13 protein-coding genes are annotated in these 15,647 nt (G+C 54.9%); all 13 read left to right on the forward strand.

What is annotated here, in order from left to right; all coding sequences use genetic code 11:
- Positions 1-36: 36 nt before the first annotated feature.
- The 13 genes from pyrG (at position 37) to O3C79_RS05135 (ending at position 15,505) form a co-directional block, all read left to right on the forward strand.
- On the forward strand, positions 37-1,665 hold the full coding sequence (pyrG, locus tag O3C79_RS05075) for a CTP synthase (RefSeq protein WP_494385062.1): 1,629 nt from the start codon (positions 37-39) through the stop codon (positions 1,663-1,665).
- Positions 1,666-1,698: 33 nt separating this feature from the next.
- Positions 1,699-2,994 (forward strand): phosphopyruvate hydratase, encoded by a 1,296-nt coding sequence (gene eno, locus O3C79_RS05080; RefSeq protein WP_494385063.1) that lies wholly within the window; start codon positions 1,699-1,701, stop codon positions 2,992-2,994.
- Between the two features lie 85 nt (positions 2,995-3,079).
- Positions 3,080-3,376 carry a cell division protein FtsB gene (gene ftsB, locus O3C79_RS05085; protein ID WP_010323524.1) on the forward strand — a complete coding sequence of 99 codons (297 nt, stop codon included), beginning with the start codon at positions 3,080-3,082 and terminating at the stop codon, positions 3,374-3,376.
- The gene (truD, locus tag O3C79_RS05090) at positions 3,373-4,413 is read left to right on the forward strand and encodes a tRNA pseudouridine(13) synthase TruD (RefSeq protein WP_494385064.1); all 1,041 of its coding nucleotides are present in this window, start codon (positions 3,373-3,375) and stop codon (positions 4,411-4,413) included. The genes ftsB and truD overlap by 4 nt, the downstream gene beginning before the upstream one ends.
- 9 nt (positions 4,414-4,422) lie before the next feature.
- The gene (gene surE, locus O3C79_RS05095; RefSeq protein WP_494385065.1) at positions 4,423-5,178 is read left to right on the forward strand and encodes a 5'/3'-nucleotidase SurE; all 756 of its coding nucleotides are present in this window, start codon (positions 4,423-4,425) and stop codon (positions 5,176-5,178) included.
- Positions 5,178-5,840, forward strand: coding sequence for a protein-L-isoaspartate(D-aspartate) O-methyltransferase (locus O3C79_RS05100; RefSeq protein WP_494385774.1), 663 nt, complete (start codon positions 5,178-5,180; stop codon positions 5,838-5,840). The genes surE and O3C79_RS05100 overlap by 1 nt, the downstream gene beginning before the upstream one ends.
- Before the next feature lie 14 nt (positions 5,841-5,854).
- Positions 5,855-6,775 carry a DUF368 domain-containing protein gene (locus O3C79_RS05105; RefSeq protein ID WP_010323520.1) on the forward strand — a complete coding sequence of 307 codons (921 nt, stop codon included), beginning with the start codon at positions 5,855-5,857 and terminating at the stop codon, positions 6,773-6,775.
- Positions 6,776-6,803: 28 nt separating this feature from the next.
- Positions 6,804-7,568, forward strand: a complete 765-nt coding sequence (locus O3C79_RS05110) for a peptidoglycan DD-metalloendopeptidase family protein (RefSeq protein WP_494385066.1) — start codon at positions 6,804-6,806, stop codon at positions 7,566-7,568.
- A gap of 62 nt (positions 7,569-7,630) precedes the next feature.
- Entirely contained in the window at positions 7,631-8,668 is a 1,038-nt protein-coding gene (gene rpoS, locus O3C79_RS05115; RefSeq protein ID WP_494385067.1) for an RNA polymerase sigma factor RpoS, read from the forward strand.
- Positions 8,669-8,989: 321 nt separating this feature from the next.
- Positions 8,990-10,729, forward strand: coding sequence for a caprolactamase subunit beta (gene capB, locus O3C79_RS05120; RefSeq protein WP_494385068.1), 1,740 nt, complete (start codon positions 8,990-8,992; stop codon positions 10,727-10,729).
- A gap of 32 nt (positions 10,730-10,761) precedes the next feature.
- Positions 10,762-12,858: a caprolactamase subunit alpha gene (capA, locus tag O3C79_RS05125; protein ID WP_494385069.1), complete on the forward strand. Its 2,097-nt coding sequence runs from the start codon at positions 10,762-10,764 to the stop codon at positions 12,856-12,858.
- A gap of 166 nt (positions 12,859-13,024) precedes the next feature.
- The gene (locus tag O3C79_RS05130) at positions 13,025-13,966 is read left to right on the forward strand and encodes an AraC-like ligand-binding domain-containing protein (RefSeq protein ID WP_494385070.1); all 942 of its coding nucleotides are present in this window, start codon (positions 13,025-13,027) and stop codon (positions 13,964-13,966) included.
- A gap of 183 nt (positions 13,967-14,149) precedes the next feature.
- Entirely contained in the window at positions 14,150-15,505 is a 1,356-nt protein-coding gene (locus O3C79_RS05135) for a purine-cytosine permease family protein (RefSeq protein WP_494385071.1), read from the forward strand.
- Positions 15,506-15,647 lie beyond the last annotated feature (142 nt).

The raw sequence follows: 15,647 nt of genomic DNA on the forward strand, positions 1-15,647 counted from the left end.
TTCTCCTCCCATACATCTCGATCTGACAGGTTCCGCATGACGCGTTATATTTTCGTCACAGGCGGTGTTGTGTCCTCATTGGGCAAAGGCATCGCATCAGCTTCTCTGGCGGCTATTCTCGAGGCCCGTGGCCTCAAAGTAACAATGCTCAAGCTGGACCCGTATATAAACGTGGATCCGGGTACCATGAGCCCCTTCCAGCACGGCGAAGTGTTCGTCACCGATGATGGTGCCGAAACTGACCTGGACCTGGGCCACTATGAGCGCTTCATCCGCACCACCATGAGCAAGCGCAACAACTTCACCACCGGACGTGTGTACCAGCACGTGCTGAGCAAGGAGCGCCGCGGCGACTACTTGGGCGGCACCGTGCAGGTGATTCCGCACATCACCAACGAGATCAAGCGTCGCGTGATCGAGGGTGCCGGTGATGCAGATGTCGCTCTGGTCGAGATCGGTGGCACCGTCGGTGATATCGAATCCCTGCCGTTCCTGGAAGCAGTGCGTCAGCTGAAGGTGGAAGTGGGTGCGTCCCGCGCCATGTTCATGCACCTGACGCTGGTGCCGTACATTGCCACCGCCGGCGAAACCAAGACCAAACCGACCCAGCACTCCGTGAAAGAGCTGCGTTCTATCGGTATCCAGCCGGATATCCTGGTATGCCGTTCCGAGCAGGAGCTGGACGAGTCTTCACGCAAGAAAGTGGCCATGTTCACCAACGTGGATGAGCGTGCGGTTATCTCCCTGCCGGACGCCGATACCATCTACAACATCCCGGCCATGCTGTGGGAACAGCATCTGGACGAGATTGTGACCGAGCGCTTCCGCATCAACTGCAAACCGGCAGATCTGAGCGAGTGGAGCCGTGTGGCTGATGCTTTCCTGAATCCGGAAGGCGAAGTGACCATTGCCATGGTCGGCAAGTACATGGAACTGCTGGATGCCTACAAGTCGCTGATCGAAGCGATCTCCCATGCCGGCATTGCGCTGCGCAAGAAGGTGAAGATCGAGTACATCGACTCCGAGCGTGTTGAGCGTGAAGGCAGCCAGATTCTGGATGGTTTCAGTGCCATTCTGGTTCCGGGCGGTTTTGGCGAGCGTGGTGTTGAAGGCAAGATCGAAGCGGTTCGCTTTGCCCGTGAGAACAAGGTTCCCTACCTGGGGATCTGTCTGGGCATGCAGGTTGCCGTGATTGAATACGCGCGCCACGTGGCCGGATTTGAGGGTGCCAATTCTACCGAGTTTGACCAGCAGTCCAAACACCCGGTCATCGGCCTGATCACCGAGTGGACCGATCGCACCGGTGAAGTGGAAGTCCGTGGCGAGAACTCCGATCTGGGCGGTACCATGCGCCTGGGCGCACAGACCTGCCACCTGGCTGAAGGCTCCAATGTTGCTGAGGCTTACGGCAGCACTGAAGTGCGTGAGCGTCACCGTCACCGTTTTGAGGTGAACAACAACTACGTGCCGCTGTTGGAAGAGGCTGGTCTGAAAATTACCGGTCGCTCCGTGGATGGCGAGCTGGTTGAAGTGGTGGAAGCGCCGGATCATCCCTGGTTCGTGGCCTGTCAGTTCCACCCGGAATTTACGTCCACCCCGCGCGACGGGCACGGCCTGTTCACCGGATTCATCAAGGCCGCGCTGGCACGTCAGGCGCAGCAGTAACCTTTTTACGAGTTAACTGGAGACACAGATACAATGGCTCAGATTGCGAATATCAAGGCACGCGAAGTTCTGGATTCCCGTGGTAACCCGACTGTAGAAGCGGATGTCATCCTGGCCTCTGGTGTCATGGGCTCTGCCTGTGCACCCTCAGGTGCGTCCACCGGTTCCCGCGAAGCGCTGGAACTGCGTGACGGTGACAAGTCCCGTTACCTGGGCAAGGGTGTTCAGAAAGCGGTTGCTGCGATTAACGGTGCAATCCGTGAAGCCCTGGTCGGCATGGACGTAACCGATCAGCGTGCACTGGATGACAAGATGCTGGCGCTGGACGGTACCGAAAACAAATCCAACCTGGGTGCCAACGCCATTCTGGCGGTGTCTCTGGCAGCGGCGAAAGCGGCTGCGACCGAAAAAGGCATTCCCTTGTACGCGCACATCGCCGATATCAACGGTACTGCGGGTCAGTTCTCCATGCCGGTGCCGATGATGAACATCCTTAACGGTGGTGAACACGCGGATAACAACGTTGATATCCAGGAGTTCATGGTTCAGCCGGTGAACTTCGACAACTTCGGTGATGCACTGCGTTGCGGTGCCGAAATCTTCCACGCCCTGAAATCTGTACTCAAGGCTCGCGGCCTGAACACTGCAGTGGGTGACGAAGGTGGTTTCGCGCCGAACCTGGGTTCCAACGAAGAAGCCCTGGTTGTGATCAAGGAAGCGATCGACAATGCCGGCTACAAGCTGGGTACTGATGTGACCCTGGCGCTGGACTGTGCCTCTTCCGAGTTCTACAAGGATGGCAAGTACGACCTGGCCGGTGAAGGCAAGGTGTTCGATGCTGAAGGTTTCGGTGACTACCTGGCGCAGCTGTGCGAAAACTATCCGATCGTTTCTATCGAAGACGGTATGGATGAGTCCGACTGGGACGGCTGGGCCAGCCTGACCCGCAAGATCGGTGACAAGGTACAGCTGGTCGGTGACGATCTGTTCGTGACCAATACCAAGATCCTGAAGGAAGGTATCGACAAGTCCATCGGTAACTCCATCCTGATCAAGTTCAACCAGATCGGCTCTCTGTCCGAAACACTGGATGCGATCAAGATGGCCAAGGATGCCGGTTACACTGTTGTTATCTCTCACCGCTCCGGTGAAACCGAAGACACCACAATTGCTGATCTGGCAGTGGGTACAGCAGCGGGCCAGATCAAGACCGGCTCCCTGTGCCGTTCTGACCGTGTAGCCAAGTACAACCGTTTGCTGCGCATTGCTGAAGAGCTCGGTGCCGATGCGGTATACAAGGGGCTGAAAGAGATCAAAGGTCAGGCCTGAAGCCTGAAAGTATGATAAAAAGGGGGCTCTTGGCCCCCTTTTTTGATTTTTGACCCTGGGCCCTGTGCAAGCAAGAGGAAACTGCGTGTATCGCTGGTTGTTGTTGATTTTGCTGGTGATGCTGCTTGGTTTGCAGTACCGGCTCTGGTTTGGAGAAGCCAACCTGCGCCAGGTGTGGCAGCTGGAAGATAAAATTCTGGAACAGCGGGAAATCAATCAGCAACTGGCCGAGCGCAACAAGCGCCTTGAAGCCGAAGTACAGGATCTCAAACAGGGATTGTCTGCCCTGGAAGAACGTGCCCGCAGTGAGATGGGCATGGTTCGCAAGGGGGAAACCTTTTTTCAGCTCATTGAGCCCGAGCCGGAGAACCCGCGACGTTGAACTTTTCACTCGCCACTGAATGGCTGTATGGCGAACCCTCATCCCAGGCCCAGCTTCGTTCCCAGCCCGAAGACTTTCAGGTGTTTGAACGCCTGCCGTTCACGCCGGACGGGGAAGGCGAGCATGTCTTCCTGTATATTCGCAAAACCGGTGAAAACACCGATTGGGTTGCCCGTCAGCTGGCGAATTTCTGTCAGGTGAGTCCGCGCGATGTTGGCTATGCCGGCAAAAAGGACCGCCATGCCGTGACCGAGCAGTGGTTCAGTGTGCGCCTCCCAATCGGCCGTTCGCTCACCTGGTCCCTGTTCGGGGGCGACACCATTGAAGTATTGGAATCGGTTCGTCACAGTCGCAAACTGCGTCTGGGGGCCCTTGAGGGCAACCGTTTTGTACTGCGCCTGCGTGATGTCACCGATGAGCAGGCGTTTGCGGCGCGGGTCGAACGGATTCGTGCCGGTGTGCCCAACTATTTCGGCGAGCAGCGTTTCGGCATTGAAGGCGGTAACCTCGACAAGGGTCTGGCCATGCTGGAAGGGCGCCTGAAAGAGCGTCAGCGGCATAAGAAAGGACTCTATATCTCCGCGCTGCGTTCCTGGCTGTTCAATCAGGTAGTCAGCGAGCGTATTCGCCAGGGTTACTGGGAGCGTATTCTGCCGGGCGATGTGTTGATGTTGATCGGCTCGCAGAGCTGTTTCCGTGCGGAGCCCGAAGCCAGTGACCTGGCCGAGCGTCTAGCCGCGGGTGATGTGCATCTCACCGCACCCATGTGGGGGCGAGGTGAGCTGATGACGCGTGACGATGCCGCAGCCTTTGAACAGCAAGTGCTGGAGCCCTGGCAAACCTTGTGTAATGGGCTGGAAGGCCTGGGTCTGAACCAGGAGCGGCGCAGCATGCGTCTGCTACCGCTTGGCCTCAAGGCCGAGCAAGAACAGGAACAGCAATGGCGACTGGAGTTTGAATTGCCCTCCGGCGCCTTTGCCACCAGTGTTCTGCGTGAACTCTGTCAGTGGCGCAACGCAAATTTTCAGCAGGAGTAATCGGGAAAAATGCTGACCTTGATTTCCAATGATGATGGTGTGTACGCGCCAGGCCTGGCAACTCTGGCCGAACGCCTGGCACAGGATACCGAAACCTGTGTGGTCGCACCTGATCGCAACCGCAGTGGTGCCAGTAACGCTCTCACGCTAGACCGCCCTTTGGAAGCGCACCGTCATTCCAGTGGCTATTATGGTATCAACGGTACACCGACCGATTGTGTCCATCTTGGCAGCTCTGGTCTGTTCACTGACGAACGCCGCCCCGACATTGTGGTATCGGGTATTAATGCAGGTGCCAATCTGGGGGATGATGTGCTCTATTCGGGTACTGTTGCCGCTGCAACCGAAGGGCGTCATTGCCGCCTGCCGCCGATCGCGGTCTCAATGCACAGTTTCCATCCCAAGCATTACGAAACCGGTGCCGAGATTGTCGCCACGCTGGTAAAGCGTCTGGAATCACTGGTGGTGGCACCGCGGACCGTGCTCAATATCAATGTACCGGACCTGCCGCTGGACCAAATCAAGGGTATTCACGTTACTCGCCTGGGACACCGCCACCGGGCTAATCCGCCTGTGGCGATGGAAGACCCTCGCGGCCGTACCCGCTACTGGATTGCGGGCGCGGGTGCGGCAGCCGATTCGGATCCGGGAACTGACTTCTTTGCTGTCGAGAACGGATTTGTGTCAGTCACGCCCCTGCAGATCGATATGACCCATTATTCAGGCATGGATAACCTGGGCGAATGGCTGGAGGATTTGATGTGATCGACCGCGATCTACAGGGAATCGGTATGACCTCCAGGCGCACCCGTGAGCGCCTGGTGCAACGTCTGCGTGATCAGGGCGTTGCGGATGAGCGGGTTTTGAATGCAGTCATCGATACCCCGCGGCATATCTTTATTGATGAGGCGCTGTCTCATCGTGCCTATGAAGATACGGCGCTGCCGATCAGCTACAACCAGACCATTTCCCAGCCCTATATCGTTGCCCGTATGACCGAGCTGCTTCTGGAAGGTGGGCCGCGCAACAAGGTGCTGGAAGTGGGGACCGGCTCGGGCTATCAGACGGCCATTCTTGGCTTGCTGGTTGATCAAGTGTTCAGTGTTGAGCGTATCCGCCCGCTGCAGGAAAAAGCTCGCAAGAGGCTGCAGCGCCTGAAGATGCACAATGTGATGCTGCGGCACACCGATGGTGGAATGGGATGGCCTGACAAGGCGCCCTTTGACGGCATTCTGGTGACAGCGGCCCCGCGCGAAGTGCCTCAGGAACTGCTGTCACAGCTTGCAATAGGTGGCTGCCTGGTGATTCCGGTCGGGGATGAAGAGCAGGCACTGAAGCGTATTACGCGTACTGCGGACGACGAGTACACAACGGAAGTGATGGAAAAAGTACGCTTTGTGCCACTGCTCAGTGGCACGGTGCGTTGACGACAGGAGTAAGCGTGCGTAACAAACGCGATTATCTGGTGCTCTCCGCCAAAGGCATGATGATGGGGATTGCCGATGCGGTGCCCGGAGTGTCGGGCGGAACCATAGCCTTTATTACCGGCATTTATGAAGAGCTGATCGACACCCTGAAAAGCTTTAATACCGAGGCCCTGCGCCTGCTGTTTTCGCAGGGGCCGGTGGCCTGCTGGCGCTATGTGAACGGCAGCTTCTTGCTGGCGGTGCTGGCCGGTATTCTTCTCAGCCTGGTCAGTGTGGCTCACCTGACGCTATATCTGCTGGAGCACCACCCGATCTTGATCTGGTCATTTTTCTTTGGCCTGATCCTGGCATCGACCTGGAGCGTGCTGCGCCATATTCGTGGCTGGAGCACCAACCTGGTGTCCACCTTTGTGCTGGGGGGCATGCTGGCCTATTTCATTACTTCACGGGGGCCGGCCATGCTGGAGCCCACGACGCTGATGACTTTCCTTGCCGGCATGATTGCGATTTGTGCCATGATTTTGCCGGGTCTTTCCGGCAGCTTTATTCTTCTGCTGATGGGCATGTATGCACCCGTACTTGAAGCAGTAAAGGAACTACAGTGGGGAACTCTGGGTCTATTCTGCGCGGGCTGTGTACTGGGACTGCTCAGTTTTTCCCGGGTGCTGAGCTGGGCTTTTCACCATCACCGCATGACCACACTGGCTCTGCTGGGAGGGTTCATGCTTGGCTCATTGAACAAGGTATGGCCCTGGAAATATACCCTGGCCTACAGTATCAATGGCAAGGGTGAGGAGGTGCCGCTGATGCAGGATAATCTGCTGCCCAGCAGCTATGAGGTATTGACCGGGCTGGACCCCCAGTTTTTGCCAGCACTGGCACTTATGATCATGGGAGCCCTGCTGGGTGTGCTGATGGATCGGCAGCAGGGCTAAGGAGGCGCGAGTGCCCTGGCGGCTGATATTGACAGGATGGCTGATTGTGCTGCTGGGGGGCTGTTCCTCCGGCTATGCGCCTGTCACGGACCAGTCGCTGGGAGCCCGTTCTGCCAGTAAAGGACCGGCGCCTGCCAGTTATCGCGTGCAGAAAGGCGATACACTTTATTCCATCGCTTTCCGCTATGGGCTCGACTACCGTCAGGTTGCCCGCTGGAACGGGATCAGCAGTCGTGACTACATCTACCCCGGTCAGCGTCTGCGTCTGACCCCGTCCAGTCAGCGTTCCAGTAGTGGCACCGCAAGCTCTTCCAGCAGTAGCGCGAAAACCACCGCTTCCAGTGGCAGCAAGTCACCGGCTGCCAGTAAGCCCCAAACCACAAATAAACCCAAGCCTGCGCCCGCACCCGCCTCATCCGGCCCGGTGCGCTGGCAATGGCCACATCCAGGCAGAATCCTTTCCGGGTTCGGCGGTGGTCAGCCGGCCAACAAGGGTATCGATATCATCGGTAAAAAGGGTGATGCCGTGAAAGCAGCCGCCGCCGGAGTGGTGGTCTATTCCGGTAATGGCCTGCTTGGATACGGGAATATGGTTATTCTAAATCATGACAACCAGTACCTGAGTGCCTATGCCCATAACAGTCGCATTTTTGTACGAGAGGGTGATAAGGTTAAAGCAGGCGAAAAAATAGCCGAAATAGGTAGTACAGGTGCAGCACGCACAATGCTGCATTTTGAGATCCGGCGGGATGGTAATCCCGTAAATCCTATGCGCTATCTGCCTAAGCGCTGACGATCACAATAATAACAACATACATAGATGGCTCAGACCATCGTCCAAACTGGGGGTAACACATGGTGAGCGTGGATAAGGAACACGGGGCCAAGGTTCCGGTGGGTGACAGTGACTACGACCAGGATGTCGAGGCACTGGAGCGTGATGATGAAGAGGAAACGGTTGAAGCCACAGGCTCTGACGCTGAAGCGGAAGAACTGCCTGCATTCATGAACAGCGGCCGTGGGCGTGGCTCCATGGCACATAAGGATCTGGTGAACGCCCGTTCGCTGGATGCCACTCAGTTATATCTCAATGAAATCGGCTTTTCCCCACTGCTGACAGCAGAGGAAGAGGTGTATTTCTCACGCCGAGCGCTCAAGGGGGATGAAGCCTCCCGCAAGCGCATGATCGAAAGTAACCTGCGTCTGGTGGTGAAAATTGCACGCCGCTACATCAATCGAGGGCTGACCCTGCTCGACCTGATTGAGGAAGGCAATCTCGGCCTGATTCGCGCGGTGGAAAAATTCGACCCTGAACGGGGATTCCGCTTCTCAACCTACGCGACCTGGTGGATTCGCCAGACCATTGAGCGTGCCATCATGAACCAGACCCGCACCATTCGTCTGCCCATTCATGTGGTCAAGGAACTCAATGTCTACCTGCGTGCGTCCCGTGAGCTGGCGCAGAAGTTGGATCATGAGCCCACTGCGGAAGAGATTGCCGCCCTGGTGGACAAGCCGGTGGCCAATGTGGAACGCATGCTGGGACTTAACGAACGTGTCAGCTCTGTGGATGTGCCTGCAGGCCAGGGGGCAGACAAACCCCTGCTGGAAACCATAGCCGACCACGAGGCGGCGGATCCTGAAACCCTGCTGCAAAGCAATAACATCAGCGGCAACCTGAACCGTTGGCTCGAGATGCTACCGGAAAAACATGCCGATGTGCTGTCGCGTCGTTTTGGTCTGCGTGGCCACGAAATGAGCACGCTGGAGCAGGTGGGCAAGGAGATCGGACTGACCCGTGAACGCGTCCGTCAAATCCAGGTAGAGGCGTTGCGCAAGCTGCGCGAAATCGTGGAGAAGAATGGTCTGAGCGGCGAAGACCTGCTGCAATAGGCTTCTACAGGATTCTGTGAACCTGTAACCATTCACCCGCTTGATCAAAGCTCCCTGACGATTCTTGGCAGGGGGGCTTTGCTGTCTCCAAGTACAACTCAGCCCACGCACACCTTACTTTTACCGCAACAGGCTCCTGGCCTGGCGAAAACGCTAAGAATATTGCTGCTCTCCTCCTGGTCTGTTCCTTGACATACAAAAGTTATATCCCCGGCCATCAATATTTAATTCTGGCGGTCTTTACACTGGTTTTAGTCCGTTTGAGCTGAGCTGCACGGGTGCAGCCGACGAGAACCATAGAAGAACAATAAGGGGTATAACATGTCTACGAGTGTCGATCCGATCACGCTTGCGGTTGTTCGTGGTGCGCTGGAAACAGCGCAGCGAGAGATGACGCTGACACTGGAAAAGACCGGACGTTCCAGTGTATTCAACCTGGCGCATGATTACAGCAACGCATTATTCGACCACTTACCGGAGATGATCCTGCAGGGGCAGGACATTCCCATCCACCTGGGTTCCCTGATCCCTGCCATGAAAGAAATTGCTGACTATTTCGGTGACGACATTCATGAAGGCGATGTTATCTACCATAACGACCCCGTTTACAAGGGCAGTCATATTCTGGACTGTTGCATGTACAAGCCTGTGTTTTACCAAGGAGATCTGGTTTTCTGGAGTGTCTGTAAGGGCCATCTGACCGATATCGGCGGCCCGGTGCCGGCAGGCTATAACCCGGAGGCGACTGAAATCTATGCCGAAGGCTTGCGTATTCCGCCGGTGAAACTCTGGGAAAAGGGGCAGCGTCGGGAAGACGTCATCAACCTGCTGTTGACCAATATGCGTGCGCGCCGCAACCAGGAAGGCGACTTGAACGCTCAGTATGGCGCCTGCCGTGTGGGTGAGCGCAACCTGATCGCTCTGTTGGATAAGTATGGGGTAAAACAGGTACAGGCCTGTATCGCCGAACTCAAGAACATGGCGGATCGTCAGATGCGCTCCTTAATCGAAGCGGTACCTGACGGTGAATACTTCGGTTCGGCAGTGCTGGAAGATTCGGGCCATGGTTTTGGTGCTATGGAAATCACCTCCAAGGTCAGCATCAAGGTCGACCGAGTGCATATCGAAGTGCAAAGCCCGCCTCAGGTGCCTTACTTCATCAACTCCTATGAAGGCAACTCGATGTCAGGGGTCTACCTGGGATTGATGATGTTTGCCCAGTTGCCGCCGCCCTATAACGAAGGTCTGTACCGCTGTGTAACGGTGGATCTGGGACAAAAAGGAACCTTGTGTAACGCTGAGGAGCCGGCACCGCACGTCAACTGTACCACTACGCCGATGGAAACTCTGACCGATGCGGTCCGCATGGCGCTGGAACAGGCGGCACCTGAGCGGGTATCGGCCTCATGGGGGCATGCCAGCGGGGTTAATATTGCCGGTATCGACCCGCGCACCGGTGAACAGTACGTAACCATGGTGCTGGCATCGATCATTTCGGGTGCAGGGGCAACCCAAGTAATGGACGGCTGGCACGCCTGTGGCCCGCTGTGTTGTTTCGGTGCTCTGAGTTCGGGCGATACCGAGCTGCTGGAGTATTCCTACCCGATCATTATCCATCGCTACGGCCTGATCCAGGACAGCGGCGGTGCCGGCATGTACCGCGGTGGCTCAGGTACGGCTTGGGAAGTGGAGCCGATCGGTCACGACATGACGGTGGTGGCCTTTGGTGAAGGTCGACAAATTCCGACCATGGGCGCCGCCGGTGCTGAGAATCGCATCATCGAGCCCAAGCTTGGCAAGTTAGTGGTCAAGGGCGAGCAGGAGCAGGTACACAAGGCCAACACCATTCTGACCGTCAAGCCCGGTGAGCGTGTGACTAACTTTAACCCGGGTGGCGGTGGTTTCGGCAATCCCATGAGTCGCGCAACGGAAGCAGTTCTGGACGACTTCCGCAACGGGCTGGTATCGCTCGAAGCGGCGGCTAAAGAGTACGGGGTAGTGATTGATCCACAAGCGATGAGCGTTGATCAGGCTGCCACTGAAACACTGCGCCAGCAGTAAGCCGATAACAATAACAATTAAGGAGCAGAATCATGCGTAATAAATATCGTTTGGGTATCGATGCCGGTGGCACCTTTACCGACTTTGTACTGGCGGAAAACAACGGTGAGCTGCGGGTGTTCAAGAGCCCGTCCACGCCCCAGGATGGCACTCTCGCCATCAAGGCTGGTCTGGCACAGATTTCGGAAGCGGTTGGACGTTCGGTCGAGGAGATCATTCAGGATTGTGATCTGTGCATTAACGGCACCACCGTGGCGCTGAACGCGCTGATAGAGAAGAAGGGAGTCAAGGTGGGCCTGCTGTGTACCTCAGGTCACGAGGATAGTCTGGAGATCCGCCTAGGACATAAAGAGGAAGGTTACCGCTATGAAGCGGACTTTCCACCGGCCCATATGATCGTACCGCGTCATCTGCGTCGACCAATCAACGAGCGGGTGATCGGTACTGGTGATGTCAACCAGCCGATGGACGACGAGGAAATTCGTGAAGCGGTTCGCTACTTCAAGGAGCAGGGGGTCGAGAGTGTCGCCATCTCCTTCGTCTGGGCGGTACGCAACCCGGCACATGAAAAGCGAGCCAAGGAGATCGTGCAGGAGATGATGCCGGGTGTTTTCGTCTGCACCGGCAGCGAAGTCTATCCCCAGGTGCGTGAGTACACACGTACCTCTACCACTGTAGTCAATGCCTACCTGAGCCCGGTCATGCGCCGCTACGTACAAAAGATCGATGACTACTTCCAATCTTTGGGCGCCAAGTATCCGGTGCGTTACTTCCAGTCCAACGGTGGTTTGGCGATCGGGGAAGCGATGCAGGGGCGTGCGGTCAATGCGATCAACTCGGGGCCGGCGTCAGCGCCCCAGGCCGGTCTGTTCGTCGGCCAGCCGTTCGGCATCAACGATGTCATCACCGTGGACATGGGAGGTACCTCGTTTGATATCACCCTGACCAAGGATGGCCAGACCAACCTCAACAAGAATATTGACTTCCTGCGCTACCGCATCGGTGTGCCGATGATTCAGGTTGAAACTCTGGGGGCGGGTGGCGGTTCCATCTGTCAGGTCGACAAGTACGGTATGTTGCAGGTGGGCCCGGAAAGTGCCGGCGCGACACCGGGTCCTGTTTGCTACGGCAAGGGGGGAACGCGGCCGACGGTAACTGATGCCAACCTGGTATTGGGTTATCTGAATCCTGAAGCGGTGCTGGGTGGCACGATCAACCTGGATCGGGACGCAGCGATCCAGGCAGTGAAAGAGCATGTGGCCGATCCTCTAGGCATTAGTGTCGAGAAAGCGGCCTATGGCATCAGTACCATCGTCAACCTGAACATGGTGAACGGTATTCGCCGGGTATCGATCGAGCGTGGTTATGACCCGCGTGATTTCGCCCTATTGTGTGCCGGTGGTGCGGCCGGGATGCATATCACCGCGTTGGCTGAAGAGATCGGCAGCACAACGGTGCTGGTACCCAAGGTGTCTTCCGTGTTCTGTGCCTTCGGCCAGATCATCTCCGATGTGCGCTACAACTACTTGGCCTCCGAGCCGATGCGTCTGGGTGGCGAAGCCAACCTGGATGCGCTGAACGCCAAGTTTGAGGAGTTGGAGCAGCAGGGCAGCGAGCACCTGATGTCCGATGGCTTCAAGGCGGACGATATCAGTTATAGTCGCAGTGTCGAGATGCGTTATGTTGGCCAGATCCACGAATGTAACGTTGAGATCCACCCAGGCAAGATCTGCCGTGAGAAAATGGCGGCCATTCTGGATGACTTCCACAAGCGTCATGAAGAACTGTATACCTACTCCGAACCGCACAACCCGGTGGAACTGGTCAATATAGAATCGACCCTGGTAGGCAATGTGGCCAGACCGGAATTCCAGGCGCTGGAAGCCACGGGTGGTCGTGCCGAGGATGCCTTGCTGGGTTACCGTCCGGCGCTGTTCGATAGCGAAGGTCACTGGACCGATACCGCTGTCTATTCTGGTCCTCGCCTGGATATGGGCGTCGAGATTAAAGGGCCAGCGGTGGTTGAAGAACCGACTACCAACATCGTGGTGCGCCCGGGTTGGAAGCTGATGCTGGAAGCCAACCAGTGCTACCGCCTGACACGGATGGAAGCCGAGCAGAGTCACTAAGGCAAAGGGGGTAACAGTCTGTACAGCCAAGTTTCGCGGAACTTGGCTGTTTCTTTGTGTTTTTTTCGGTACAAGTTATTTATTTACCGGTTTTCGTCTTACCCTGTACAAGGTAATATTAAAGATCAGAATATGAACTTAATAAAAAAATAATAGAGGCGTTCATATGCATAAGCGCTACAGTACCCATCTAATTCCGCAAAGGGAAAGGCAGGATTATTGGAAAAATGTTATTGGTCATACCTACTTTCCGCTGGAGTTGAACTTCAGTAACCCCAGTCAATTTCATGGTCATCTGAGCCAATGGGATATGGGGCGGGTAGAGGTGTCCCGGCTGGAAAGTTCGGCGACCTGCTACAAGAGAACGTCGCAGCACATTGATCATTCCGAACCTTTTTTTTTGATTACCCTGCCCGAGAATGAGCGGGTGAAATTTTCCCAGGAAAATAATACGGTTGTATGCCATCCGGGTGCTTTTATTCTGGAACGTAGCGATTTACCTTATGAATTTAGCTATGGAAAGGAAAATGCACTCTGGGTCGTACGTGTACCCGTGTCGTTGCTCAAGGCTCGGCTTCGTGACCCCGAACGCTTTCTATATATGGAATTCGATAAGCGGCGAGGGTTGGGTAACCTGTTCTATGGCTTTATGCGCAATATGGTGCAACAGGCCAGCTACACGGATGCGGGTGCCCAGGATATTATCAGTAACCAATTGATAGAACTGCTGGCGTATAGCCTGGAAAATGATGACCGTGTGTTAATGAGTAATGAGGCGAGTCTGCGCAATGCTCATCTTAGAAATATAGAGAGCTTTGTTCGAGAGAATATTCGCCGATCCGATCTTTCGCCCGATATGATCGCCGCTGCTTGTAATATTTCTACCCGATATGTGCATAAACTATTCAAGGAGTCTGGCCAGACCGTCAGTCAATGGATACGTGAACTGCGGCTTCAATCTGCATTGAATGATATTGTTGCTGACCAAGGTTTCCAGACCTTGGCTGAAATTGCTTACCGTTGGGGCTTCAACGATCAGGCACACTTTTGCCGGCTATTCAAGAACCGCTTCGGCTATACACCCAAGGAGGCTCGGAAGCGAAAATGACCTCCGGGCCAGGTAAGCCTGGTCCTTCTGGATGAGCTGACAAACCGTGACTGCTGGATGCTGTGCGATGATTCAGGCATTGGCAAAACTTGATACGCGGAGCGGCAATTTTCCTTTCTCTCGTCTGCGTAATCTGGAGCAATCCCATCGTAGGGTGCTTAAAAACAATAAGAGAGAAAGGTTATGGCTGGAAACATAAAAACCAACACATCTGAAGCACTATCAGTCCCTCAGGAAGAACGTATGAATCGTGGTTCATTGAGTATGGCCTGGTGGGCCATTTGCAGTGCCATGTTCTGGTTGGTGGTGTCAGCAACATTGGCACTGAATTTTGGTACAATTAATACACTGATTGGCCTGGCATTGTCGGTGATAACCTATGGTTTGATCAATGCGGTTATTACCCGGTATGCCATTAAAACAGGATTGTCGGTGGCCCTTTTTTCAAGGGTTCTGTTTGGTAAGGCTGGAGCCAGTCTTGCGACGCTTATTTTCTTTGCGACAGCAATTTACTATTCCGTCTTTGAAGGATCGGTTATCGCCGTCGCCATACAGGCGTATTTTCCATCCCTTAATATAGAGATGGCCTACCTTATTGTTGTTCTATACAGCGTTACTCTAGTGTTTGGCAGCGTGCAAAACTGGCTCGATAAATTAAACGGTATACTGCTTCCCTTTTATATCCTTGGGTTGATTGCTGCGGTTGTTATGTCCATTCATGAATTTGGTTATAGCGATGCCTGGCTGAATATGGGGCCTGAAGGTGGGGAACCCGAGAATGGCTGGTGGAACTGCTTCACCTATTTTATGGGTGTTTGGATTCTGATGATGTACACCTGGGATTATGCTCGTTTTGGTAAAGAAGATGATTCACTTTTTCATGCAAATATAAATTTTGGTATGCCTTTTTACTTGTTTACCTTCATGATCAACGGTGTTGTCGGTATTTTCTTGGCCGCGACTATTCCTACGGAAGGTGGCGTGACCGAAGTTTCTGTGGTTTTAGCCATTCTCAAGCTGATGGGAGTCTGGGGGCTGCTGTTTGTATGGGTCAGCCAAACTCGTATCAATACGGCCAACTTTTTCCTGGCATCCGAAAATATGCTGGCATTCTTTGAGCGTTTTGGTTTAGGTAAGGTGCCGCGCTTTGTGTGGAGCATGGTGGTTGGCTGTGTGGTGTACCTTTTGATGTTGCTCAACGTATTCCACTTCATCCTTCAGGCGTTGGCCTATCAGGGGATATTCGTTGTGGCTTGGGTCGCTATTGCACTGGCCCACATTTTCTCACCCAAATATGACCAGATGTTCGGTGGCCATATCGAGTGTCACCCGATGAAAGTGCCGTCGTTTAACCCTTGCGGTTTGATTGCCTGGTTCTTTGGCGCAGGCCTGGGGATTTTGATCCTGAACTATGGCAATGCATCCTTGTCACTCTTTTCCGCACCGGTCACGTTTATTGTCTCTTTCTGCGTATATCTGATGTTGTTGAACATGGCCCAGCAGCACTGGTTTGTGAAGAAGGAAGCGCTGAGTGATTGACAGCAGGGGGCATCCCGCTGCGGCCAGACACCTGTCGTTGCTGAGACATACACTTTACCTGGACTCAGCGGGTATTTTGCGTTCAGCGGGCCAACCAAGCCGGCTGGCGATTAGCGTCGGCTATTGATAGAAGATACGTTCC

It is taken from the genome of Marinobacterium sp. NO-S09, assembly GCF_059179545.1.